Origin of the sequence: Pseudomonas paraeruginosa PA7, from assembly GCF_000017205.1 — a bacterium.
Lineage (GTDB): Bacteria > Pseudomonadota > Gammaproteobacteria > Pseudomonadales > Pseudomonadaceae > Pseudomonas > Pseudomonas paraeruginosa.
In genome coordinates, this window is sequence record NC_009656.1 from 5,984,894 (window position 1) to 6,006,468 (window position 21,575).

Below are 21,575 nucleotides of genomic sequence, written 5' to 3' on the forward strand. Positions count from 1 at the left end.
GCACGGCGCGGGGCGCGGTTGAAAAGCCGCGGATCGCCCCTATATCTCCCAGCATTCCGGGCATCCGGCCCCGCAGTGTGGAGATCTCCCCCTTGACCACCATCGTATCTGTCCGCCGCAACGGCAAAGTCGTCATGGGCGGCGACGGCCAGGTTTCCCTGGGCAACACCGTGATGAAAGGCAACGCCAAGAAGGTCCGGCGCCTCTACCACGGTCAGGTCCTGGCCGGCTTCGCCGGTGCCACCGCCGATGCCTTCACTCTGTTCGAACGCTTCGAGCAGCAACTGGAGAAACACCAGGGGCACCTGGTCCGCGCCGCCGTCGAGCTGGCCAAGGACTGGCGCACCGACCGCTCCCTGAGCCGTCTCGAAGCCATGCTGGCGGTCGCCAACAAGGACGCCTCGCTGATCATCACCGGCAACGGCGATGTGGTCGAACCCGAACACGGCCTGATCGCCATGGGCTCCGGCGGCGGCTTCGCCCAGGCCGCGGCCCTGGCCCTGCTGCAGCACAACGCCGAGCTGAGCGCTCGGGAAGTCGCCGAGACCGCGCTGAACATCGCCGGCTCGATCTGCGTCTTCACCAACCAGAACCTGACCATCGAGGAGCTGGACAGCGCCGTCTGAGGCGCGCGTCCCCCGCTGGAGTAAACGAATGTCCATGACGCCCCGCGAGATCGTCCACGAACTCAACCGCCACATCATCGGCCAGGACGACGCCAAGCGCGCCGTCGCCATCGCCCTGCGCAACCGCTGGCGGCGCATGCAGCTGCCGGCCGAGCTGCGCGCCGAGGTGACGCCGAAGAACATCCTCATGATCGGCCCCACCGGCGTCGGCAAGACCGAGATCGCCCGGCGCCTGGCGCGCCTGGCGAACGCGCCGTTCATCAAGGTCGAGGCGACCAAGTTCACCGAGGTCGGCTACGTCGGCCGCGACGTCGAGTCGATCATCCGCGATCTCGCCGACGCCGCGGTGAAGATGCTCCGCGAGCAGGAGATCCAGAAGGTCAAGTACCGCGCCGAGGACGCCGCCGAGGAGCGCATCCTCGACGCCCTGCTGCCCGCCGCGCGTCCCGCCATGGGCTTCGGCGACGAGCCGGCGCGCGAGGACAGCAACACCCGCCAGCTGTTCCGCAAGCGCCTGCGCGAAGGCCAGCTGGACGACAAGGAAATCGACATCGAGGTGGCCGACAATCCGGCCGGCGTCGAGATCATGGCTCCGCCCGGCATGGAGGAGATGACCAACCAGCTGCAGAACCTGTTCTCCGGCATGAGCAAGGGCAAGAAGAAGACCCGCAAGCTGAAGGTCGCCGATGCCCTGAAGATGATCCGCGACGAGGAGGCGGCACGCCTGGTCAACGAGGAAGAGCTCAAGGCCCGCGCCCTGGAAGCGGTGGAGCAGCACGGCATCGTCTTCATCGACGAGATCGACAAGATCGCCAAGCGCGCCAACGCCGGCGGCGCCGACGTCTCCCGCGAGGGCGTGCAGCGCGACCTGCTGCCGCTGATCGAGGGCTGCACGGTGAACACCAAGCTGGGCATGGTCAAGACCGACCATATCCTGTTCATCGCCTCCGGCGCCTTCCACCTGAGCAAACCGAGCGACCTGGTCCCGGAACTGCAGGGCCGCCTGCCGATCCGCGTGGAACTCAAGGCCCTCAGCCCGAACGACTTCGAGCGGATCCTCACCGAGCCGCACGCCTCGCTCACCGAGCAGTACCGCGAGTTGCTCAAGACCGAGGGCCTGGGCATCGAGTTCGCCGAGGACGGTATCAAGCGTCTCGCCGAGATCGCCTGGCAGGTCAACGAGAAGACCGAGAACATCGGTGCCCGGCGCCTGCATACGCTGCTCGAGCGACTGCTGGAAGAGGTGTCGTTCAGCGCCGCCGACCTGGCCAGCGAGCACAGCGACAAGCCGATCCGGATCGACGCCGGCTACGTCAACAGCCACCTGGGCGAACTGGCCGAGGACGAGGACCTGTCCCGCTATATCCTCTGACCGCCGTTCACCGCCGCCACGGCCCGCCCGTGGCGGCGGGCCGGCTTGCCCCGAAGCGGGGTATCCTTGTGCTCCGCCCTTCCGCGAGTCCGATGCGATGCGTATCCCTTCCGCCATCCAGTTGCACAAAGCCTCGAAGAAACTGACCCTGCGCTACGGCGAGGAGAGCTATGACCTGCCCGCCGAGTTCCTTCGCGTGCACTCGCCCTCCGCCGAGGTCCAGGGCCACGGCAACCCGGTGCTGCAGTACGGCAAGCTGAACGTCGCCCTGGTCGGCGTCGAGCCGGCTGGCCAGTACGCGTTGAAACTGAGCTTCGACGACGGTCACGACAGCGGTCTGTTCACCTGGGACTATCTCTATGAACTGGCGACCCGCAGGGATCAGCTGTGGGCCGAGTACCTGGTCGAGCTGGCCAGCGCCGGCAAATCCCGCGACCCCGACGAGTCGGTGGTCAAGCTGATGCTCTGAAACGTGGCGCCGCGTGCCCTCCCGGGGTACACGCGCCGACGGATTTTCCCCGCTGCCCCGTACGAGGGCACGTCATTTGCAACATTCGCCCCGCAGACTGCCAGACCAGACATCCGGTCGGCGCGCTCGCCAGGGCGAATGACCTATCCTGCGCGACAGCGACGCTCTAGTCCGCAGGTTGGCTCCCCGCCCGCCCGGACGCTCCGGTCACCGCCGCTTCTGCCAGCTTGCACGCCAGCGGAAACTCGCGTAACCAAGACGGTGCAGCCCCCTTGTCCGGGTCCTTCCCTGGCGTGTGTCCGCCCCGTCCTGAGTCGTGCGGGTGGGCTGGTAGTCGAGCAGTAGCCGGCCGGACAGCCCGTCCGCCGGCTTCGTTGCGGTCCCTGTTTCGCCTCGAACAATGGAGCGTTGCCGATGAGTCAGAAGAACAATAACGAGCTTCCCAAGCAAGCTGCGGAGAACACCCTCAACCTGAACCCGGTGATCGGCATCCGCGGCAAGGACCTGCTCACTTCCGCGCGCATGGTCCTGCTCCAGGCCGTCCGCCAGCCACTGCACAGCGCCAGGCACGTGGCGCACTTCAGCCTGGAACTGAAGAACGTGCTGCTTGGCCAGTCGGAGCTGCGCCCCGCCGACGACGACCGGCGCTTCTCCGATCCGGCCTGGAGCCAGAACCCGTTGTACAAGCGCTACATGCAGACCTACCTGGCCTGGCGCAAGGAACTGCAGAGCTGGATCAGCCACAGCGACCTGTCGCCGCAGGACGTGAGCCGCGGCCAGTTCGTCATCAACCTGCTGACCGAGGCGATGTCGCCGACCAACAGCCTGAGCAACCCGGCGGCGGTCAAGCGCTTCTTCGAGACCGGCGGCAAGAGCCTGCTGGACGGTCTCGGACACCTGGCCAAGGACCTGGTGAACAACGGCGGCATGCCCAGCCAGGTGGACATGGACGCCTTCGAGGTGGGCAAGAACCTCGCCACCAGCGAAGGCGCGGTGGTGTTCCGCAACGACGTGCTGGAACTGATCCAGTACCGCCCGATCACCGAATCGGTGCACGAGCGGCCGCTGCTGGTGGTGCCGCCGCAGATCAACAAGTTCTACGTCTTCGACCTGTCGCCGGACAAGAGCCTGGCGCGCTTCTGCCTGCGCAACGGCGTGCAGACCTTCATCGTCAGCTGGCGCAACCCGACCAAGTCGCAGCGCGAGTGGGGCCTGACCACCTACATCGAGGCGCTCAAGGAGGCCATCGAGGTGGTCCTGTCGATCACCGGCAGCAAGGACCTCAACCTGCTCGGCGCCTGTTCCGGCGGGATTACCACCGCGACCCTGGTCGGCCACTACGTGGCCAGCGGCGAGAAGAAAGTCAACGCCTTCACCCAACTGGTCAGTGTGCTCGACTTCGAGCTCAATACCCAGGTCGCCCTGTTCGCCGACGAGAAGACCCTCGAGGCCGCCAAGCGCCGCTCCTACCAGTCCGGCGTGCTGGAGGGCAAGGACATGGCCAAGGTATTCGCCTGGATGCGCCCGAACGACCTGATCTGGAACTACTGGGTCAACAACTACCTGCTCGGCAACCAGCCGCCGGCGTTCGATATCCTCTACTGGAACAACGACACCACACGCCTGCCCGCCGCGCTGCACGGCGAATTCGTCGAGCTGTTCAAGAGCAACCCGCTGAACCGCCCCGGCGCCCTGGAAGTGTCCGGCACGCCCATCGATCTCAGGCAGGTGACCTGCGATTTCTACTGCGTCGCCGGTCTGAACGATCACATCACCCCCTGGGAGTCATGCTACAAGTCGGCCAGGCTGCTGGGCGGCAAGTGCGAGTTCATTCTCTCCAACAGCGGCCACATCCAGAGCATCCTCAACCCACCGGGCAACCCCAAGGCGCGCTTCATGACCAACCCGGAACTGCCGGCCGAGCCCAAGGCCTGGCTGGAGCAAGCCGGCAAGCATGCCGACTCCTGGTGGCTGCACTGGCAGCAGTGGCTGGCCGAGCGCTCCGGCAAGACCCGCAAGGCGCCCGCCGGCCTCGGCAACAAGACCTATCCCGCCGGCGAAGCCGCGCCCGGCACCTACGTGCACGAACGATGAACAGCGACCGCCCCGAATCGCCGCGGGAGCCCGCGGCCTCCGCCGACGAAGCCCCGGCAGCGCCTCCGGCGCGGCCCCGCGCCGCGCGCAAGCCGGCCAGGCCTCGCGCCGCCGAGAGCGCGGCGCCGCCGCCAAGGACCCCTAGCATGCCCCAGCCCTTCGTCTTCCGGACCATCGACCTGGACGGCCAGACCATCCGCACCGCGGTGCGTCCGGGCAAGGAAGGCACCACTCCGCTGCTGATCTTCAACGGCATCGGTGCCAACCTGGAACTGGTCTTTCCCTTCGTCCAGGCCCTCGACCCGGAGCTGGAGGTGATCGCCTTCGACGTCCCCGGCGTCGGCGGCTCATCGACGCCCAGCGTGCCCTACCGCTTTCCCGGCCTGGCCAAGCTGGCGGCGCGGATGCTCGACTACCTGGACTATGGTCAGGTCAACGCGATCGGCGTGTCCTGGGGCGGCGCGCTGGCCCAGCAGTTCGCCCACGACTACCCGGAGCGCTGCAAGAAACTGATTCTCGCCGCCACTTCGGCTGGCGCGGTGATGGTGCCGGGCAAGCCGAAGGTACTGATGCGCATGGCCAGCCCGCGGCGCTACATCCAGCCATCCTACGGCGTGCACATCGCCCCGGACATCTACGGCGGCGCCTTCCGCCGCGATCCCAGGCTGGCCATGGCGCATGCCAGCAAGGTTCGCTCGTCGGGCAAGCTGGGCTACTACTGGCAACTGTTCGCCGGGCTCGGCTGGACCAGCATCCACTGGCTGCACCGGATCCGCCAGCCGACCCTGGTGCTGGCCGGCGACGACGACCCGATCATCCCGCTGATCAACATGCGTGTACTGGCTTGGCGCATTCCCAACGCCGAACTGCACGTGATCGACGACGGCCACCTGTTCCTGGTGACCCGCGCCGAATCGGTGGCGCCGATCATCATGAAATTCCTCGCCGAGGAGCGCCGCCGCGCCGTCATGCACCCTCGCCCGTTCCTGCCCAAGACCGGCTGAACTGCTGCACGGGCAACACCAGGGCAGCAGACACTGCTTCGTCATGGTGCAGGTGCATAGTCAATGTTCCGCAACGGCGCATGGCGCCTGGCTTCGCCGCGACGGCGCGGGCTCTGCGACGCCCGTCCCGGCGTTGTGGTACAGGGCTTGCTGCCCCAGCTTCGGGCGGCATCCTCCCTGTTCAGGGAGGTGCGCGGTTCTGTCCCGGGTGAAACGGAATCCACAGGCTATAACTGAGTATTCCGAGCCAGGGCGCGCTGGCGTCCGAGGCATCCATGACGGTGGTCCTACGACGGAGTGTGGTCCATGCGAGAAAAGCAGGATACGGGCAGTGTGCCGGTGCCCGCCGAGTTCATGAACGCGCAAAGCGCCATCGTCGGCCTGCGCGGCAAAGACCTGCTGACTACGGTCCGCAGCCTGGCGGTCCACGGCCTGCGTCAGCCGCTGCACAGCGCGCGGCACCTGGTCGCCTTCGGCGGCCAGCTGGGCAAGGTGCTGCTGGGCGACACCCTGCACCAGCCGAACCCGCAGGACGCCCGCTTCCAGGACCCTTCCTGGCGTCTGAATCCCTTCTACCGGCGCACCCTGCAGGCCTACCTGGCCTGGCAGAAGCAACTGCTCGCCTGGATCGACGAGAGCAACCTGGATTGCGACGACCGCGCCCGCGCGCGCTTCCTCGTGGCCCTGCTGTCCGACGCTGTCGCGCCGAGCAACAGCCTGATCAATCCGCTGGCGCTGAAGGAGCTGTTCAACACAGGCGGGATCAGCCTGCTCAACGGCGTGCGCCATCTGCTCGAGGACCTGCTGCACAACGGCGGCATGCCCAGCCAGGTGAACAGGACCGCCTTCGAGATCGGCCGCAACCTGGCCACCACCCAAGGCGCGGTGGTGTACCGCAGCGAGGTGCTGGAGCTGATCCAGTACAAGCCGCTGGGCGAGCGCCGCTACGCCAGGCCACTGCTGATCGTGCCGCCGCAGATCAACAAGTACTACATCTTCGACCTCTCGCCGGAAAAGAGCTTCATCCAGTACGCCCTGAAGAACAACCTTCAGGTCTTCGTCGTCAGTTGGCGCAACCCCGACGCGCAGCACCGCGAATGGGGTCTTAGCACCTATGTCGAGGCCCTCGACCAGGCCATCGAGGCCTGCCGCGAGATCACCGGCAGCCGCAGCGTGAACCTGGCCGGCGCCTGCGCCGGCGGGCTCACCGTGGCCGCCCTGCTCGGCCACCTGCAGGTGCGCCGGCAACTGCGCAAGGTCGCTAGCGCCACCTACCTGGTCAGCCTGCTCGACAGCCAGGTGGAAAGCCCGGCGATGCTCTTCGCCGACGAGCAGACCCTGGAGAACAGCAAGCGCCGCTCCTACCAGCACGGTGTGCTGGACGGCCGCGACATGGCCAGGGTGTTCGCCTGGATGCGCCCCAACGATCTGATCTGGAACTACTGGGTCAACAACTATCTGCTCGGCAAGCAGCCGCCGGCGTTCGACATCCTCTACTGGAACAACGACAACACGCGCCTGCCCGCAGCCTTCCACGGGGAGCTGCTGGACCTGTTCAAGCACAACCCGCTGACCCGCCCGGGCGCCCTCGAAGTCGGCGGTACCCCGGTCGACCTGGGCAAGGTGGCGATCGACAGCTTCCACGTCGCCGGCATCACCGACCACATCACGCCCTGGGACGCGGTCTACCGCTCGGCCCTGCTGCTCGGTGGCGAGCGGCGTTTCATCCTGTCCAACAGCGGGCACATCCAGAGCATCCTCAACCCACCCGGCAACCCCAAGGCCTGCTACTTCCAGAATGACAAGCTGAGCAGCGACCCGCGCGCCTGGTACTACGACGCCAAGCGCGAGGAAGGCAGCTGGTGGCCGGTCTGGCTCGGCTGGCTGCAGGAGCGCTCGGGCGAGCTGGGCGAGCCCGGCTTCAACCTCGGCAGCGCTGCCCATCCGGTCCTGGAAGCCGCTCCCGGCACCTACGTCCACATACGCTGAAAGCTCCCGGGCCGGGCCGCACGAACCCGGAAGAAGCACGGATGAAGACACGCGACCGTATCCTCGAATGCGCGCTGCTGCTGTTCAACGAGCAGGGCGAACCCAACGTCTCGACCCTGGAGATCGCCAACGAACTGGGCATCAGCCCGGGCAATCTCTACTACCACTTCCACGGCAAGGAGCCGCTGGTGCTGGCGCTGTTCGAGCGCTTCCAGGCGGAGCTGGCGCCGCTGCTCGATCCACCCGAGGAAGTGCGACTGGGCGCGGAGGATTACTGGCTGTTCCTGCACCTGATCGTCGAGCGTCTCGCCCACTACCGCTTCCTGTTCCAGGACCTGTCCAACCTGACCGGACGCCTGCCCCGCCTGGCCCGCGGCACCCGGACCTGGCTCGGCGCCCTGAAGCGAACCCTGGCCACCCTGCTGGCCCGGCTCAAGGCCGATCGCCAGTTGCACAGCGATGCGCCGGCGCTCGACCAACTGGTCGAGCAGATCACCCTGACCCTGCTGTTCTCCCTGGACTACCAGCGAGTACTGGGCGACAAGGGCGAGGTACGCACGGTGGTCTACCAGATCATGATGCTGGTCGCTCCGCACCTGCGTAGCGAGGCCCGGCGCTCGGCGGAAAGCCTGGCGCAACGATACCTGGGGCCGGAATGAAAAACGCCCGGCGGGTGCCGGGCGTGTGCGTTGCTGCCAGGACTCAGTTCTGGCCGCTCGGCGTCGTCGGAGCGCTCGCTGCCGGAGTGCTGGCAGTGGGGGCGGCGGCCGGCGCTGCGGGAGCGCTCGAGGAGGAGGCAGCTGGAGTGGCCGGTTTCGCCGCGGCGGGCTTGGCGGCCGGCTTCTTCGCCGCAGGCTTTTTCGCAGCCGGCTTGGCGGCCGGCTTGGCGGCCGGTTTCGTCGCCGGCTTGGCGGCGCTCGCAGCGGCTGGCTTGGCGGCCGGCTTCGCAGCCGGTTTCGCTGCGGCTTTCGCCGCCGGCTTGGCGGCAGGCTTCGCTGCGGGCTTGGCCGCTGCAGTCTTCGCTGCCGGCTTGGCCGCCGCGGTCTTCGCTGCCGGCTTGGCTGCAGTCTTCGCCGCCGGCTTGGCCGCGGTTTTCGCCGCGGGCTTGGCGGTGGCTTTCGCCACAGGCTTGGCCGCGGGTTTTACCGCCGGCTTGGCAGCCGCGGTTTTCGCCGCAGGCTTGGCGGCCGCCGTTTTCGTTGCTGGCTTGGCCGCCGGTTTCGCCGCTGGCTTGGCCGCTGCCTTGGCCGCCGGCTTGACGCTGACGCCGGTGAGCTTCTCGATCTGCCTGGTCAGCGTATCGACCTTGCTGTGCAGGTCCTTCACCTCGTTGCGGCTCGGAACGCCGAGACGCGAGATGGCGCTGTTCAGACGCTTGTCGAAGGCTTCCTCGAGCTCGCTCCACTTGCCGAGCGCACGGTCCCGAACCTCGTCGACCTTGCTCTTCGCAGAGCGGGCGGACGCCTTCGCCGCGCCGACCTGCGCGTCCACATCGGACTTCGCTTCTTTTTCAGCCTTCTCGCCGTCTTTCACCAAGGTCTCGAACAGCTTGCTGCCGTCCTTGCTGACCTTCGAGTAGGCCCCCAGACCAGCCAGCCAGATCTGCCGCGAGTATTTCTCGATCTCGCCGATCCAACTGGACTCTTTTTCGCTCTTCTTCTTGCCAGCCATCCTGCTCTCCTTATTGGGTTCTCGCGACACGCTCGAGCACTGCGCTCAGCTCATCCAGCTTAGCAGAGAGTGCTTCGACATCGTTCCGGGAAGGTATGCCTATCCGGTTCAACGTGCTGGCGACACGGCCGTCGAATGCCTGCTCGATCCTGTCGAGCTGGTCTTCGACTTTTCCCTTCACCGAAGAGAGGCCGGTCTTGACACTGTCATTGGCCGAATCGACCTGACTTGTGACCAGCGATTTGCCTTTTTTCTCCAGGGCTTCGCCAGCTTTCACCAATTCCTTGAAGTAGTCGCTGCCTTCGGCCCCCAGCCGGGAATACGCGCCCAGCCCGGCGAGCCAGATCTGGCGGGCGTAGTGGCGGATCTCGGAGAGCAGGGAAAAGGGTGCGGGGACGGTCTTTTTCTTCAGGGCAATCTTGGCCATGGGGCACCTCACGCGCGTTGGGTCGAAGAAACCGCAGGCGCCGCCGGAACGCTGGCAGCGTGAGAGCAAGGTATCGGGGAAAATTAGAAACCGCATACTAAGCGGAAGATGGGCGCCGCCAGGACGACGACGCCCGGAGGGATCAGGCCAGCGCCTTGTCCAGGGCCTTCTCGATCTCGCCCTTGAGCAGGCCGCTCATGGCCGAGAGCATCAGGCCGAGCTTGACGTCCACCGCGACCTTGTCCGCCCCCACCGCGATCCTGCCGTCGACGCCGCTGCGCTTGAAGGTCAGCTCGTCGCCCTGCCATTCGCACTGCACGCCGTGCTCCTTCGCCAGACGTTCGGCCAGTTTCTCCGCCTTGGCCCGTGCGGCGTCCAGCCCCAGGCTGTGCGGACGTTCGATGTGGATACGCGACATGGATCGACTCCTGATTGCAGATCGCAAAACTATACGCGGCCAGACAAAACACCGCACCCGCGCCGTCGGACGGCGGCACAGCACTTTCCCCACATCCTGTTAGAATGCCCGGCATTCTTTCCAGGTGAGAACGTCATGAACGATCCCCGCAAAGGCGCCGACGCCGAGCCCACCACCCACTTCGGCTACCAGAACGTTCCGGAAAGCCAGAAGGCGAAGAAGGTCGCCGAGGTCTTCCACTCGGTGGCGGCCAAGTACGACCTGATGAACGACCTGATGTCCGGCGGCATCCATCGCCTGTGGAAGCGCTTCACCATCGAACTCTCCGGCGTACGCAGCGGCAACCGCGTGCTCGACATCGCCGGCGGCACCGGCGACCTGACCCGGCAGTTCTCGCGCCTGGTCGGCCCGAGCGGCGAGGTGGTGCTGGCCGACATCAACGCCTCGATGCTCAAGGTCGGCCGCGACAAGCTGCTCGACAAGGGCGTCTCCGGCAACGTCAGCTTCGTCCAGGCGGACGCCGAGAAGCTGCCCTTCCCGGACAACCACTTCGACTGCGTGACCATCGCCTTCGGCCTGCGCAACGTCACCCACAAGGACGAAGCGATCCGCTCCATGCTGCGCGTGCTCAAGCCCGGCGGCCGCCTGCTGGTGCTGGAGTTCTCCAAGCCGAGCAGCAGCCTGCTGTCCAAGGCCTACGACGCCTATTCGTTCAGCCTGCTGCCACTGATGGGCAAGCTGGTCACCAACGACGCCGAGAGCTACCGCTACCTGGCCGAGTCGATCCGCATGCACCCCGACCAGGAAACCCTCAAGGCGATGATGGTGGAAGCCGGCTTCGACCGCGTGACCTACCACAACATGACCGGCGGCATCGTCGCCCTGCATCGCGGTATCAAGCCTTAACCGGGGGCGCGCCGATGAGCTCGCTGCTGATCCAGGCCGTGCTGGCCGCCGCCGAAACCGGCATCAATCGCGTCCTGCGCCTCGACGGGACGGCGCTGCCGCGCCTGCGCCGGCTGGCCGGCAAGGTCATCGAGGTCGACTGCCTGAGCCCGCCGCTGCGGGTCTTCATCCTGCCCGCCGGCGACGGCCTGCATTTCGCCGCGCACCACGAGGCCGAGGTCGACTGCACCCTGCGCGCCCCGGCCGGCAACCTCCTGCACCTGGCCCTGGCGCGCGACAAGACCCGCGTCCTGCACAGCCCGGAAGTCAGCATGGACGGCGACAGCGCGGCCCTGCTGGAACTGGCCGGCATCCTGCAGAGCCTGGAGCTGGACTGGGAGTACGAACTGTCGCGCTGGCTCGGCCCGCTCGCCACCCAGGTGCTCGGCAGCAGCCTGCGCGACGCTTCGCGCTGGAGCGCGCAGAGCCTGCACAGCCTGCGCCTGAACCTGGCCGACTATCTTGCCGAGGAAAGCCGCACGCTGGTCGGCCAGCACGAAGCCGAAGCCCGCTTCGCCGAACTGGACCAGCTGAAGCTGGCCCTCGATCGTCTCGACGCGCGCGTCGAGCGCCTCAGCCAAAAGACCAAGCCCGACGCATGAAGCTCCTCGCTTTCCGCCGCCTGCTGCGCATCCAGCGCGTCGTCGTCCGCTACCGCCTGGACGACCTGATCCTCGAACTGCCGATGCTGCCCTGGTGGCTGCGCCTGCTCGGCGCCGCCCTGCCCTGGCGCTGGCTGCCACGGCGCAAGCTGGAACTGACCCGCGGCGCGCGGCTGCGCCTGGCGCTACAGGACCTCGGGCCGATCTTCATCAAGTTCGGGCAGATTCTCTCGACCCGCCGCGACCTGCTGCCCGACGACATCGCCAACGAACTGGCCTGGCTGCAGGACAAGGTGCCGCCGTTCCCGCCGGAGCTGGCGGTCAAGCGCATCGAGGAGCAGCTCGGCGCGAAGATCGAGCAGGTCTTCGCCCGCTTCGAACGCGAGCCGCTGGCCTCCGCCTCGGTGGCGCAGGTCCATGCCGCGCGCCTGAAGAGCGGCGAGGAAGTGGTGGTGAAGGTGATCCGGCCAAACCTGGAACCGGTGATCCGCTCCGACATCGCCTGGCTGTTCATCCTCGCCCGCCTCGCCGAGCGGGTCTCCAGCGAGGCGCGGCGCCTGCACCCGGTGGAGGTGGTCAGCGACTACGAGAAGACCATCGTCGACGAACTCGACCTGCTCCGCGAGGCGGCCAACGCCTCGCAGCTGCGACGCAACTTCGAAGGCTCCCCGCTGCTCTACGTGCCGCAGGTCTACTGGGACTGGTGCCGGCCCAAGGTGCTGGTGATGGAGCGCATCTACGGCATCCCGGTGACCGACCTGGAAACCCTGCGCGACCAGCGCACCGACTTCAAGGCACTGGCCGAGCGCGGCGTGGAGATCTTCTTCACCCAGGTGTTCCGCGACAGCTTCTTCCATGCCGACATGCACCCCGGCAACATCTTCGTCAGCACCCGCGCGCCCTGGAGCCCGCAATACATCGCGGTGGACTGCGGCATCGTCGGCAGCCTCACCGACGAGGACCAGGACTACCTGGCGCGCAACCTGATCGCCTTCTTCAAGCGCGACTACCGCAAGGTCGCCCAACTGCATATCGACTCCGGCTGGGTCCCGGCGGAAACCAAGGTCAACGACTTCGAGGCGGCGATCCGTACCGTCTGCGAACCGATCTTCGAGAAGCCGCTGAAGGACATCTCCTTCGGCCAGGTCCTGCTGCGCCTGTTCCAGACCGCGCGCCGCTTCAACATGGAGATCCAGCCGCAACTGGTGCTGCTGCAGAAGACCCTGCTGAACATCGAAGGCCTCGGCCGCCAGCTGTATCCGGAACTCGACCTGTGGGCCACCGCCCAGCCGTTCCTGGAGCGCTGGATGCGCGAACGGGTCAGCCCGAAACAGCTGCTGCGCAACTTCCAGCAACAGGTCGAGCAGGTGCCGCACCTGTCGCAGATGGCCCGCGACACCCTCGAACGCCTGTCACAACCGCACGCCCACAATGCGCCGCCACCGGAGTGGAAAAGCTCCCGGCACGACTGGCTCGGACGCCTGGTCGGCGCGGTGCTGCTGGTCGGCGCCGCCGAGGTCGGCCTCGGCCAGCAGCTGGAAGCCTGGCCGGCCTGGGTGATGCTGGCCGGCGGGGTGTTCCTGATCCTGCGCCGATAGCCAGTCGCGTCCACGGCTGGCACACTACCCCTATTTCCGCCGGAAACGCGGGCAACGCACCGGCAACGAACGTGGAAAGACCATGAAAGACTGGCTGGATGAGATTCACTGGAACGCCGACGGCCTGGTCCCGGCGATCGCCCAGGATCACGAGACCGGGCGCGTGCTGATGATGGCCTGGATGAACCGCGAGGCGCTGGCCCTGACCGCCAGCGAGAACCGGGCGATCTACTGGTCGCGCTCGCGTGGCAAGCTGTGGCGCAAGGGCGAAGAGTCCGGACACGTGCAGAAGCTCCATGAGCTGCGCCTGGATTGCGATGCCGATGTGGTCATCCTGATGGTCGAGCAGGTCGGCGGGATCGCCTGCCATACCGGCCGGGAAAGCTGCTTCTACCGGGTCTACGAGAATGGCGACTGGAAGGTCGTCGATCCGGTGCTGAAGGACCCGGACGCCATCTACGAACACGCAGGACACCAGCATGAGTGACACCCTGACCCGCCTGGCGGCGGTGCTCGAGGAGCGCAGGAACGCCGCGCCCGACAGCTCCTACGTGGCCAGCCTGTACCACAAGGGACTGAACAAGATCCTGGAGAAGGTCGGCGAGGAGTCGGTGGAAACCATCATCGCCGCCAAGGACGCCGCCGCCAGCGGCGACTGCCAGGAGCTGATCTACGAAACCGCCGACCTCTGGTTCCACTCGCTGGTGATGCTCTCGGCCCTCGGCCAGCATCCGCAAGCCGTGCTGGACGAACTGGAGCGCCGCTTCGGCCTTTCCGGCCACGCCGAGAAAGCCGCCCGCCAACCATCGGCCTGAACCCTACACATACGAGGAATACGACATGGGCATTTTTGACTGGAAACACTGGATCGTCATTCTGATCGTGGTGGTGCTGGTGTTCGGCACCAAGCGCCTGAAGAACCTCGGCTCCGATGTCGGCGAGGCGATCAAGGGCTTCCGCAAGGCGGTGAACACCGAGGAAGACGACAAGAAGGAGCAGCCCGCCGCCCAGCCGGCACAGCCGCTGAACCAGCCGCACACCATCGACGCCCAGGCCCAGAAGGTCGAAGAGCCGGCGCGCAAGGACTGACGGGTAGCCATCGATGTTCGGAATCAGCTTCAGCGAACTGCTGCTGGTCGGGCTGATCGCCCTGCTGGTGCTCGGCCCCGAGCGCCTGCCCGGCGCCGCGCGTACCGCCGGCCTGTGGATCGGCCGCCTGAAGCGCAGTTTCAATACCATCAAGCAGGAAGTGGAACGGGAAATCGGCGCCGACGAGATTCGTCGGCAACTGCACAACGAGCACATCCTCTCGATGGAGCGCGAAGCGCAGAAGCTGCTGGCGCCGTTGACCGGCCAGAATCCGCCGCAGGAAAACCCTCCGCCAGCCAACGACAGCCCGGCGCCTGGCGTGCCTACGCCGCCAGCGGCCAGCACGCCTGCGCCTCCGCCCGCGGACGCAGCGGCGACGCCGCCGGCCGCCCCTGCCCCCATTTCCTCGCAACCGCCCGAGACGCCGCGTAATCCATGAGCGCCGAAAAACCCGAACAGCCCGAGCACGACCAGGAAATGCCGCTGGTCTCGCACCTGACCGAACTGCGCACCCGCCTGCTGCGCAGCGTGGCGGCGATCTTCCTGATCTTCGCCGGCCTGTTCTATTTCTCGCAGAAGATCTACACCCTGGTCTCCGAGCCGCTGCGCCGCTTCCTCCCGGAAGGCACCAGCATGATCGCCACCGACGTCGCCTCGCCGTTCCTCGCGCCGTTCAAGCTGACCATGGTGGTGGCGCTGTTCCTGGCGATGCCGGTGATCCTCGCGCAGGTCTGGGGCTTCATCGCCCCCGGCCTGTACAAGCACGAGAAGCGCGTGGCGCTGCCGCTACTGGTGTCCAGCATCATCCTGTTCTACGCCGGGATGGCCTTCGCCTACTTCCTGGTGTTCCCGATGATCTTCCACTTCTTCGCCAGCGTGACCCCCGAGGGCGTGGCGATGATGACGGACATCAACAGCTACCTGGACTTCGTCCTGACCCTGTTCTTCGCCTTCGGCGTCGCCTTCGAGATCCCGGTGGCCACCGTGCTGCTGATCTGGATCGGGGTGGTCGACGTCGAGTACCTGAAGAAGATCCGTCCGTACGTGATCATCGGCTGCTTCGTGGTCGGCATGGTCCTGACCCCGCCGGACATCTTCTCCCAGACCATGCTCGCGGTGCCGATGTGGCTGCTGTTCGAGATCGGCCTGCTGTTCGGCCGCCTGGTACGCAAGCGCGGCGAGCATCCGGACGACCAACCGGCCAGCGACGGCGACCAGCCCCCGGCCACCCGCCAGTGAACCTGCTGCTGCTCGACGATGCCGACTTCGTCTCGGCGGATCGCGCGGTCCTGCACGATCGCCGCCTCAGGCACCTGCACGAAGTGCACCGCGCCGAGAACGGCGACACCCTACGGGTCGGTCGCCTCGGCGGCTGGATGGGTGAAGGCCGCCTGCTGCAGCTCGATGCCCGCGAGGCGACCCTGGAGGTACGCTTCGACCAGCCGCCGCCGGCCAAGCTGCCGATCACCCTGCTGCTGGCCTTGCCGCGACCGAAGATGCTCCGCCGGGTGTTGCAGACCATCGCCGCGATGGGCGTACCGAAGCTGGTGCTGCTGAACAGCTACCGCGTGGAAAAGAGCTTCTGGCAGACCCCCTTCCTCGACCCGCCGGCGATCCGCGAGAACCTGGTCCTCGGCCTGGAGCAGGCCCGCGATACGGTGCTGCCGGAAATCATCGTCGAGAAGCGCTTCAAGCCCTTCGTCGAAGACCGCCTGCCGGCCCTGGCCGCCGGCAGCCTAGGCCTGGTCGGCCATCCCGGCCCCTGGCCGGCCTGTCCGCGCGCGGTGGAGAAGCCGGTGACCCTGGCGATCGGCCCGGAGGGCGGCTGGATTCCCTACGAGGTCGACAAGCTGCGCGAGGCCGGGCTGCATCCGGTGCAGCTCGGCGAACGCATCCTGCGCGTGGAAACCGCGGTCACCGCCCTGCTCGCCCGGCTGTTCTGAAGCGCCTCTGGCAAAAAAACTGAAGGTTTTTCCTACACGGCCGACAACCTCTGTCGCGCAGGGCTCCGCACGACAACCATAAACCTCGCCCGCCGGCCATGTACCGGTCCCTCCGCGCCCATCCACAGGGCGCGCGCCGCTGAGCCATTACCTGTCCGCCACGCCATGGGGCTGCCACCCCAGGGTGTCGCACTGCCTGGAGTAATGACGATGTACGATTGGTGGGTTCTCCAACTGGCCAAGCTGAGCGTCAGCCGCAAGCTGATGCTCGGTTTCGGTGTCCTCCTCGCGCTGCTTCTGCTGGTGGTGGTCAGCAGCAACCGCACCCTCACGCACCAGACCGCGCTGAGCGAGCAGCTCGCCGAGGTGGCCACGCTCATGGAACAGGCCCAGCAGGCCGAGCAGGCGCACCTGGCGTTCGACGCCGGCAGCGACCCGCGCGAGGCCGAGCGGCTGCGCCGGATACTCACCGGCATGCTCGAGCGCCTGCGGCAACTGCGCGACAGCGAACTCGACCCGGCCGCCCTGGCCCGTGAGGCCGAGGCGATCGAGGCCTACCGCGGGGCCTTCGACGACCTCGCCGCCGCCGACCAGCAGCGCAGCGCCGCCCGCGGTGTGCTGGTGGGCAGCGCGCAACAGGCGCTGGACAGCTTCGCCCGCCTGGAAGAACTGATGGACGCCAGCCTCGCGCAACAGGCCGGCGATCCGCAGGCGCTGCAACGCAGCCGCGCGGTAGCCGACCTGCACCAACAACTGCTCATGGTGCGCTACCAGGTGCGTGGCTATGTCTTCGAGCGCAGCGACAAGGCCGAGCAGGCCGCGTTCGCCGCGTTCGACGCACTGCGCCAGGCCGGCACGGCGCTACACGGACAGTTGCCGGAGGAGGCCGGTGCGGCGCTGGAACAGGCCATGCGCAGCCTCCAGGACTACCGTGGCGGCATCGAGCAGTTCCGCGCCGGCGTCGCTCGCACGCGCCAGGCGCAGCAGGCGATGCAGAGCAGCACCCAGGATATGGCCCGGGCCGGCCAGACCCTCACCGAAGCCGGTCGCCAATTGCGCGAAAGCACCGCCAGCCGCGACCGCGCCAGCCTCTGGCTGATCGCCGCGCTGGCCCTGGCCTTCGGCTGCGTCGCCGGCTGGGCGATCAACCGGCAGATCGTCCGGCCGCTGGACGAAGCCCTCGCGCTGGCCGAGGCCATCGCCGCCGGCGACCTCGGCAAGCGTCCGCAGAATCCCCTGACCCTCCAGCGTCGCGACGAACTGGGCCAGTTGCAGCGGGTCATGCAGCGCATGGGCGACAGCTTGCGCGAACTGGTCGGGCAGATCGGCGACGGTGTCGGCCAACTGGCCAGCTCCGCCGAGGAACTCTCGGCGGTCACCGAGCAGGCCCGAGCCGGGGTCAACAGCCAGAAGGTCGAGACCGACCAGGTCGCCACCGCCATGCACGAGATGACCGCCACCGTGCAAGACGTCGCGCGCAACGCCGAACTGGCTTCCCAGGCCGCTCGCCAGGCCGACGAAGAGGCGCGCCAGGGCGACGCGGTGGTCGACCAGGCGGTGACCCGCATCGAACGCCTGGCCACCGAGATGGACGGCTCCAGCGAAGCCATGGCGCGCCTGAGGAACGACAGCGAACAGATCGGCAGCGTCCTCGACGTGATCAAGTCGGTGGCCGAGCAGACCAACCTGCTGGCGCTCAACGCCGCCATCGAGGCGGCCCGCGCCGGCGAGGCCGGACGCGGCTTCGCCGTGGTCGCCGACGAGGTGCGCGGCCTGGCCCAGCGCACCCAGCACTCCACCGCCGAGATCGAGGGCCTGATCCAGCGTCTCCAGCAGGGCGCCGGCGAGGCCGCCGATCGCCTGGAGAACAGCCGCTCGCTCACCGCCAGCACGGTGGAGCTGGCGCGCCGCGCCGGCGTCGCGCTGGACAGCATCACCCGCACCGTCTCCGATATCCAGAACATGAACCTGCAGATCGCCACGGCCGCCGAGCAGCAGAGCACGGTGGCCGAGGAGATCAACCGCAGTGTGCTCAACGTGCGCGACGTCGCCGAGCAGTCGGCCGCCGCCAGCGAGCAGACCGCCGCCGCCAGCGGCGAGCTGGCACGCCTGGGTACGCGGCTGCAGGCGCAGGTGGGGCGCTTCCGCCTGTAACATCCCGAGAGGATCCTTTCTGCGACCGCAGCCCCTCCCGTCCATCGAAAGCGGACAGGAGGGGCGCCTTTGCGTAGGATCAGGCTTTCGCCTTTTGGGAGATGACGCCATGCGCCCGATGACCATCGATATCGACGAACTGGCCTTCGCCCTGGATACCCCGGGAATCGACCACTACCTCGACCTGTACAGCGGCAAGGTGCTGCTGATCTCCGCCGAAGCCCCCGACCCGGAACTCGAGGCGCTGCTGGAAAACGAGCCGGAGCGTCTGCTGCTGATCGATCCGCTGAGCACCACCCAGTCACTGGGATTGATGCAGGACTTCCTGCGCGAAGTGGAGGAACCGCACGCCTACGCGACCCTGGCCAACGCGCTGCAGAGCCGCAAGCCGTTCAAGGCCTTCAAGCATTCGCTGATGGAATATCCGGAGCTGCTGCAGGACTGGTATCGCTACCAGGGCGAGCGCCTGCGCGAATGGGCGCTGGACTGGCTGGAGGACAACGATATCCAGCCGGCCGCGCGACAGAGCCAGACGTCGCTCCTGTCGCCGCCGGGCAAGCCGTTCGCCTAGCGCGGCGCTAGAGGACCTGGCGGAGGAAGGCCTGGGCCCGCGGGTCCTGCGGGTTGTCGAAGAACTGCGCAGGCGGCGCGTCCTCCAGCAGCTTGCCGTGGTCGAAGAACAGCACGCGGTCGGCCACCTCGCGGGCAAAGCCCATTTCGTGGGTCACGCAGACCATGGTCATGCCTTCGACGGCGAGAGTCTTCATCACGTCGAGCACCTCGCCGACCATTTCCGGATCGAGCGCCGAGGTCGGTTCGTCGAACAGCATCACCTTGGGATCCATGCACAGCGCGCGGGCGATCGCCACCCGCTGCTGCTGGCCGCCGGACAGGCGCGAGGGATATTCGTCGGCCTTCTGCCCGATGCCGACCTTGGCCAGCAGCGCCCGCGCCTTCGCCTCGCGCTCGGCCTTGCCACGCTTGCGCACCACGCGCTGGGCCAGGCAGAGGTTCTCCAGCACGGTCATGTGCGGGAACAGGTTGAAATGCTGGAAGACCATCCCGACTTCGCGGCGGTAGGCGTTGATATCGGTCTTCGGGTCGGCGAGGTCGACGCCGTCGATGCTCACCGAACCCTCGTCGAATTCCTCCAGGCCGTTCAGGCAGCGCAGGAAAGTCGACTTGCCCGAGCCGGACGGGCCGATCACCACCAGCACCTCGCCCCTGGCCACGCGCGTGCTCACGTCGTCCACCGCGCGCACCACCTGGCCGCGGGTATCGAAGACCTTCAGCAGGTTGCGTACTTCAATCACTTTGTCCGAGCCTCCGCTCCAGTCGGGATGCCATGTGCGAAAGGGGCAGGTTCAACAGCAGGTACAGCGCGGCGACGCAGAACCAGATCTCGAAGGTGGAGAACGAGGTGGTGATCGCCTCGCGGCCGCTCTTGGTCAGTTCGGTGATGGCGATCACCGAGACCAGCGAGGTGTCCTTGACCAGGCTGATGAACTGCCCGGCCAGCGGCGGCAGCACGCGTTTGAAGGCCTGCGGCAGGATCACGTGGCGCATCGACTGGCTGGCGTTGAGGCCCAGGGAACGGGCAGCCTCGTTCTGCCCGCGGGCGATGGACTGCACGCCGGCGCGAATGATCTCGGCCACGTAGGCGCCGGTGAACAGCGCCAGCGCGGCGACCCCGGCGAACTCGCGGGACAGGTCGAGCACCGTGCCGATGAAGAAATAGAAGATGAAGATCTGCACCAGCAGCGGCGTGCCGCGCACCAGTTCGACGTAGATCGTCGACAGGTCGTGCAGTGTCGGGTTCTTCGACAGCCGGCAGAGCCCGGCGACCAGGCCGATCGCCAGGCCGATCGCGCCGGACACCAGCGACAGCCAGAGGGTGGTCCAAAGGCCCCATAGCAGCGGACCGGCGGCCCAGTGGCGGGTCACCCCGACCACGTCGCCCTCGGCCACGTCGTCGCCCTCGGCGAACTGCAGGCTGTCCGCCGCAACGGTCAGGACCTGCTGCTCGCCGCTGTCGCCGAGCAGCGTGACGCGCGCGTCCCTGCCCTGCTCCTGGATGCCATCGACCCGGCCGATTTCGCTGGCCCGCAGCGGCTCCTCGGCCTGGTAGGCGAAGTACTGCGGGACGCGGTTCCAGCGCCATTCATAGGAAATCAGCGAGGTGGAGAACCACAGGGCCCAGGCCAGGGCCAGCAGGATCAACCCGGTCAGCAGATGCCAGGGCCAGACGGAACGTTTCTTCTTGGTCACGGAAACTCTCTCGAACGATGGAATGCGCAGGTACGACGGCCCCCTTCGCGGGGGCCGTCAGCGGTTCATTCCATTTCCTTCAGCCACTCGGTGTTCTTGAACCACTTGTCGTGGATGCGCTGATAGGTGCCGTCTTCGCGGATCTGATGGAGGAAGTTGTTGATGAAGTTGATGCTGTCGTAGTCGCCTTTCTTCAGGCCGAAGGCCAGCGGCTCGTAGGTGAACGGCTGGTCGAGATAGACCAGCTTGCCGGCGCCGAACTTGCTCACCGCCACCACGTTGTAGGGCGAGTCGTAGATGAAGGCGTCGGCCTTGCCGTTGACCACGTCCATCACCGCTTCCGGCTCGTTGTCGAAGCCGTGGTACTTGGCCTTGCTGATCAGCTTGCGGGCGACGATCTCGCCGGTGGTGCCGATTTTCGAGGTGATGCTGTACTGCGGGTCGTTCAGGTCCTTGTAGGACTTGATCTTGCCTTCCAGCTCCTTGCGCACCAGCAGGGTCTGGCCGACCACGATGAAGGGCTCGGAGAAGTTCAGGCGCAGGTTGCGCTCCTGGGTCAGGGTCATGCCCGAGCCGATCATGTCGAACTTGCCGGTCAGCAGCGCCGGGATGATCCCGTCGTAGCTGGTGGAAACCAGCTCCAGCTTGACGCCCATGGACTTGGCCATGGCCTTGAGCAGGTCGACCTCGAAGCCGATGATCTGGCCACGCTTGTTGGTCATCTCGAACGGCATGTAGGTCGGGTCCATGCCGACCCGCAGGGTGCCGCGCTTGACCGCGTCCTCCACCGCGCCGGCCGCCTGGGCCGAAGCCACGCCCAGCAGGGCGCAGACGCCCAGAACCAATGAAGCAAGATACTTTTTCATTCCCCACTCCCCAGCAGTCTTGGAAACACAGTCGTCGAAC

The 21,575-nt window shown here is 66.9% G+C and carries 24 protein-coding genes; 18 read left to right on the plus strand and 6 right to left on the minus strand.

The window, feature by feature from the left end:
* Positions 1–92 precede the first annotated feature (92 nt).
* The 7 genes from hslV to PSPA7_RS27660 all read left to right on the plus strand — a co-directional run bounded on the left by hslV (position 93) and on the right by PSPA7_RS27660 (position 8,213).
* Positions 93–626 (plus strand): ATP-dependent protease subunit HslV, encoded by a 534-nt coding sequence (gene hslV, locus PSPA7_RS27630; RefSeq protein WP_003095852.1) that lies wholly within the window; start codon positions 93–95, stop codon positions 624–626.
* A 28-nt stretch (positions 627–654) separates the two neighbouring features.
* Complete coding sequence (hslU, locus tag PSPA7_RS27635) at positions 655–1,998, plus strand: ATP-dependent protease ATPase subunit HslU (protein WP_012077729.1); 1,344 nt, start codon at positions 655–657, stop codon at positions 1,996–1,998.
* Between the two features lie 97 nt (positions 1,999–2,095).
* Positions 2,096–2,467 carry a gamma-butyrobetaine hydroxylase family protein gene (locus PSPA7_RS27640; protein ID WP_012077730.1) on the plus strand — a complete coding sequence of 124 codons (372 nt, stop codon included), beginning with the start codon at positions 2,096–2,098 and terminating at the stop codon, positions 2,465–2,467.
* Positions 2,468–2,881: 414 nt separating this feature from the next.
* Entirely contained in the window at positions 2,882–4,561 is a 1,680-nt protein-coding gene (gene phaC, locus PSPA7_RS27645) for a class II poly(R)-hydroxyalkanoic acid synthase (protein WP_012077732.1), read from the plus strand.
* A gap of 146 nt (positions 4,562–4,707) precedes the next feature.
* Positions 4,708–5,565 carry a poly(3-hydroxyalkanoate) depolymerase gene (gene phaZ, locus PSPA7_RS27650; protein WP_003158070.1) on the plus strand — a complete coding sequence of 286 codons (858 nt, stop codon included), beginning with the start codon at positions 4,708–4,710 and terminating at the stop codon, positions 5,563–5,565.
* Between the two features lie 306 nt (positions 5,566–5,871).
* On the plus strand, positions 5,872–7,554 hold the full coding sequence (phaC, locus tag PSPA7_RS27655) for a class II poly(R)-hydroxyalkanoic acid synthase (RefSeq protein WP_041025428.1): 1,683 nt from the start codon (positions 5,872–5,874) through the stop codon (positions 7,552–7,554).
* A gap of 41 nt (positions 7,555–7,595) precedes the next feature.
* Positions 7,596–8,213 carry a TetR/AcrR family transcriptional regulator gene (locus PSPA7_RS27660; protein ID WP_012077735.1) on the plus strand — a complete coding sequence of 206 codons (618 nt, stop codon included), beginning with the start codon at positions 7,596–7,598 and terminating at the stop codon, positions 8,211–8,213.
* A gap of 43 nt (positions 8,214–8,256) precedes the next feature.
* On the opposite strand, the gene PSPA7_RS27665 is transcribed toward PSPA7_RS27660, so the two are convergent.
* The 3 genes from PSPA7_RS27665 to PSPA7_RS27675 form a co-directional block, all read right to left on the minus strand.
* Positions 8,257–9,225 carry a phasin family protein gene (locus tag PSPA7_RS27665; RefSeq protein ID WP_012077736.1) on the minus strand — a complete coding sequence of 323 codons (969 nt, stop codon included), beginning with the start codon at positions 9,223–9,225 and terminating at the stop codon, positions 8,257–8,259.
* Positions 9,226–9,235: 10 nt separating this feature from the next.
* The gene (locus tag PSPA7_RS27670; RefSeq protein WP_003155126.1) at positions 9,236–9,652 is read right to left on the minus strand and encodes a phasin family protein; all 417 of its coding nucleotides are present in this window, start codon (positions 9,650–9,652) and stop codon (positions 9,236–9,238) included.
* Positions 9,653–9,794: 142 nt separating this feature from the next.
* Positions 9,795–10,070 (minus strand): polyhydroxyalkanoic acid system family protein, encoded by a 276-nt coding sequence (locus PSPA7_RS27675; RefSeq protein ID WP_003095874.1) that lies wholly within the window; start codon positions 10,068–10,070, stop codon positions 9,795–9,797.
* Between the two features lie 135 nt (positions 10,071–10,205).
* On the opposite strand from PSPA7_RS27675, the gene ubiE reads away from it, so the two are divergent.
* The 11 genes from ubiE (at position 10,206) to PSPA7_RS27730 (ending at position 18,972) form a co-directional block, all read left to right on the plus strand.
* Positions 10,206–10,976: a bifunctional demethylmenaquinone methyltransferase/2-methoxy-6-polyprenyl-1,4-benzoquinol methylase UbiE gene (ubiE, locus tag PSPA7_RS27680; protein ID WP_003155129.1), complete on the plus strand. Its 771-nt coding sequence runs from the start codon at positions 10,206–10,208 to the stop codon at positions 10,974–10,976.
* Between the two features lie 14 nt (positions 10,977–10,990).
* A complete protein-coding gene (locus PSPA7_RS27685) occupies positions 10,991–11,617 on the plus strand; it encodes a ubiquinone biosynthesis accessory factor UbiJ (protein ID WP_012077737.1) in 627 nt (208 codons plus the stop codon).
* Positions 11,614–13,215, plus strand: coding sequence for a ubiquinone biosynthesis regulatory protein kinase UbiB (gene ubiB, locus PSPA7_RS27690; protein WP_003155133.1), 1,602 nt, complete (start codon positions 11,614–11,616; stop codon positions 13,213–13,215). Before PSPA7_RS27685 ends, ubiB begins: the two co-directional genes overlap by 4 nt.
* An 82-nt stretch (positions 13,216–13,297) precedes the next feature.
* Positions 13,298–13,702, plus strand: a complete 405-nt coding sequence (gene hisI, locus PSPA7_RS27695) for a phosphoribosyl-AMP cyclohydrolase (RefSeq protein ID WP_003155134.1) — start codon at positions 13,298–13,300, stop codon at positions 13,700–13,702.
* Complete coding sequence (locus PSPA7_RS27700; protein WP_003155136.1) at positions 13,695–14,030, plus strand: phosphoribosyl-ATP diphosphatase; 336 nt, start codon at positions 13,695–13,697, stop codon at positions 14,028–14,030. Before hisI ends, PSPA7_RS27700 begins: the two co-directional genes overlap by 8 nt.
* A 25-nt stretch (positions 14,031–14,055) precedes the next feature.
* Positions 14,056–14,304, plus strand: a complete 249-nt coding sequence (locus PSPA7_RS27705; RefSeq protein WP_003155137.1) for a twin-arginine translocase TatA/TatE family subunit — start codon at positions 14,056–14,058, stop codon at positions 14,302–14,304.
* A gap of 13 nt (positions 14,305–14,317) precedes the next feature.
* Positions 14,318–14,743 carry a Sec-independent protein translocase protein TatB gene (gene tatB, locus PSPA7_RS27710; protein ID WP_012077738.1) on the plus strand — a complete coding sequence of 142 codons (426 nt, stop codon included), beginning with the start codon at positions 14,318–14,320 and terminating at the stop codon, positions 14,741–14,743.
* Positions 14,740–15,543: a twin-arginine translocase subunit TatC gene (gene tatC / locus PSPA7_RS27715; RefSeq protein WP_012077739.1), complete on the plus strand. Its 804-nt coding sequence runs from the start codon at positions 14,740–14,742 to the stop codon at positions 15,541–15,543. Before tatB ends, tatC begins: the two co-directional genes overlap by 4 nt.
* On the plus strand, positions 15,540–16,247 hold the full coding sequence (locus PSPA7_RS27720; RefSeq protein WP_003153863.1) for a 16S rRNA (uracil(1498)-N(3))-methyltransferase: 708 nt from the start codon (positions 15,540–15,542) through the stop codon (positions 16,245–16,247). The genes tatC and PSPA7_RS27720 overlap by 4 nt, the downstream gene beginning before the upstream one ends.
* 210 nt (positions 16,248–16,457) lie before the next feature.
* The gene (gene mcpK / locus PSPA7_RS27725; RefSeq protein WP_012077740.1) at positions 16,458–18,401 is read left to right on the plus strand and encodes a methyl-accepting chemotaxis protein McpK; all 1,944 of its coding nucleotides are present in this window, start codon (positions 16,458–16,460) and stop codon (positions 18,399–18,401) included.
* Between the two features lie 109 nt (positions 18,402–18,510).
* Positions 18,511–18,972, plus strand: a complete 462-nt coding sequence (locus PSPA7_RS27730; RefSeq protein ID WP_003153864.1) for a UPF0158 family protein — start codon at positions 18,511–18,513, stop codon at positions 18,970–18,972.
* Between the two features lie 7 nt (positions 18,973–18,979).
* Here the strand turns inward: PSPA7_RS27730 and PSPA7_RS27735 are convergent, their stop codons facing one another.
* From PSPA7_RS27735 to PSPA7_RS27745, 3 genes are all read right to left on the minus strand, one after another.
* Positions 18,980–19,714 carry an amino acid ABC transporter ATP-binding protein gene (locus PSPA7_RS27735; protein ID WP_012077741.1) on the minus strand — a complete coding sequence of 245 codons (735 nt, stop codon included), beginning with the start codon at positions 19,712–19,714 and terminating at the stop codon, positions 18,980–18,982.
* Positions 19,707–20,669: an amino acid ABC transporter permease gene (locus tag PSPA7_RS27740; RefSeq protein ID WP_003153865.1), complete on the minus strand. Its 963-nt coding sequence runs from the start codon at positions 20,667–20,669 to the stop codon at positions 19,707–19,709. Before PSPA7_RS27740 ends, PSPA7_RS27735 begins: the two co-directional genes overlap by 8 nt.
* Before the next feature lie 65 nt (positions 20,670–20,734).
* Positions 20,735–21,535, minus strand: a complete 801-nt coding sequence (locus tag PSPA7_RS27745) for a transporter substrate-binding domain-containing protein (protein WP_012077742.1) — start codon at positions 21,533–21,535, stop codon at positions 20,735–20,737.
* Positions 21,536–21,575: the final 40 nt, after the last annotated feature.

Excerpts from the sequence above, each read along its gene's own strand:
- hslU (WP_012077729.1), top strand. The coding sequence starts at position 655 with ATGTCCATGACGCCCCGCGAGATCGTCCACGAACTCAACCGCCACATC.
- PSPA7_RS27640 (WP_012077730.1), top strand. The coding sequence starts at position 2,096 with ATGCGTATCCCTTCCGCCATCCAGTTGCACAAAGCCTCGAAGAAACTG.
- phaC (WP_012077732.1), top strand. The coding sequence starts at position 2,882 with ATGAGTCAGAAGAACAATAACGAGCTTCCCAAGCAAGCTGCGGAGAAC.
- phaZ (WP_003158070.1), top strand. The coding sequence starts at position 4,708 with ATGCCCCAGCCCTTCGTCTTCCGGACCATCGACCTGGACGGCCAGACC.
- phaC (WP_041025428.1), top strand. The coding sequence starts at position 5,872 with ATGCGAGAAAAGCAGGATACGGGCAGTGTGCCGGTGCCCGCCGAGTTC.
- PSPA7_RS27660 (WP_012077735.1), top strand. The coding sequence starts at position 7,596 with ATGAAGACACGCGACCGTATCCTCGAATGCGCGCTGCTGCTGTTCAAC.
- PSPA7_RS27665 (WP_012077736.1), bottom strand. The coding sequence starts at position 9,225 with ATGGCTGGCAAGAAGAAGAGCGAAAAAGAGTCCAGTTGGATCGGCGAG.
- PSPA7_RS27670 (WP_003155126.1), bottom strand. The coding sequence starts at position 9,652 with ATGGCCAAGATTGCCCTGAAGAAAAAGACCGTCCCCGCACCCTTTTCC.
- PSPA7_RS27675 (WP_003095874.1), bottom strand. The coding sequence starts at position 10,070 with ATGTCGCGTATCCACATCGAACGTCCGCACAGCCTGGGGCTGGACGCC.
- ubiE (WP_003155129.1), top strand. The coding sequence starts at position 10,206 with ATGAACGATCCCCGCAAAGGCGCCGACGCCGAGCCCACCACCCACTTC.
- PSPA7_RS27685 (WP_012077737.1), top strand. The coding sequence starts at position 10,991 with ATGAGCTCGCTGCTGATCCAGGCCGTGCTGGCCGCCGCCGAAACCGGC.
- ubiB (WP_003155133.1), top strand. The coding sequence starts at position 11,614 with ATGAAGCTCCTCGCTTTCCGCCGCCTGCTGCGCATCCAGCGCGTCGTC.
- hisI (WP_003155134.1), top strand. The coding sequence starts at position 13,298 with ATGAAAGACTGGCTGGATGAGATTCACTGGAACGCCGACGGCCTGGTC.
- PSPA7_RS27700 (WP_003155136.1), top strand. The coding sequence starts at position 13,695 with ATGAGTGACACCCTGACCCGCCTGGCGGCGGTGCTCGAGGAGCGCAGG.
- PSPA7_RS27705 (WP_003155137.1), top strand. The coding sequence starts at position 14,056 with ATGGGCATTTTTGACTGGAAACACTGGATCGTCATTCTGATCGTGGTG.
- tatB (WP_012077738.1), top strand. The coding sequence starts at position 14,318 with ATGTTCGGAATCAGCTTCAGCGAACTGCTGCTGGTCGGGCTGATCGCC.
- tatC (WP_012077739.1), top strand. The coding sequence starts at position 14,740 with ATGAGCGCCGAAAAACCCGAACAGCCCGAGCACGACCAGGAAATGCCG.
- mcpK (WP_012077740.1), top strand. The coding sequence starts at position 16,458 with ATGTACGATTGGTGGGTTCTCCAACTGGCCAAGCTGAGCGTCAGCCGC.
- PSPA7_RS27730 (WP_003153864.1), top strand. The coding sequence starts at position 18,511 with ATGCGCCCGATGACCATCGATATCGACGAACTGGCCTTCGCCCTGGAT.
- PSPA7_RS27745 (WP_012077742.1), bottom strand. The coding sequence starts at position 21,535 with ATGAAAAAGTATCTTGCTTCATTGGTTCTGGGCGTCTGCGCCCTGCTG.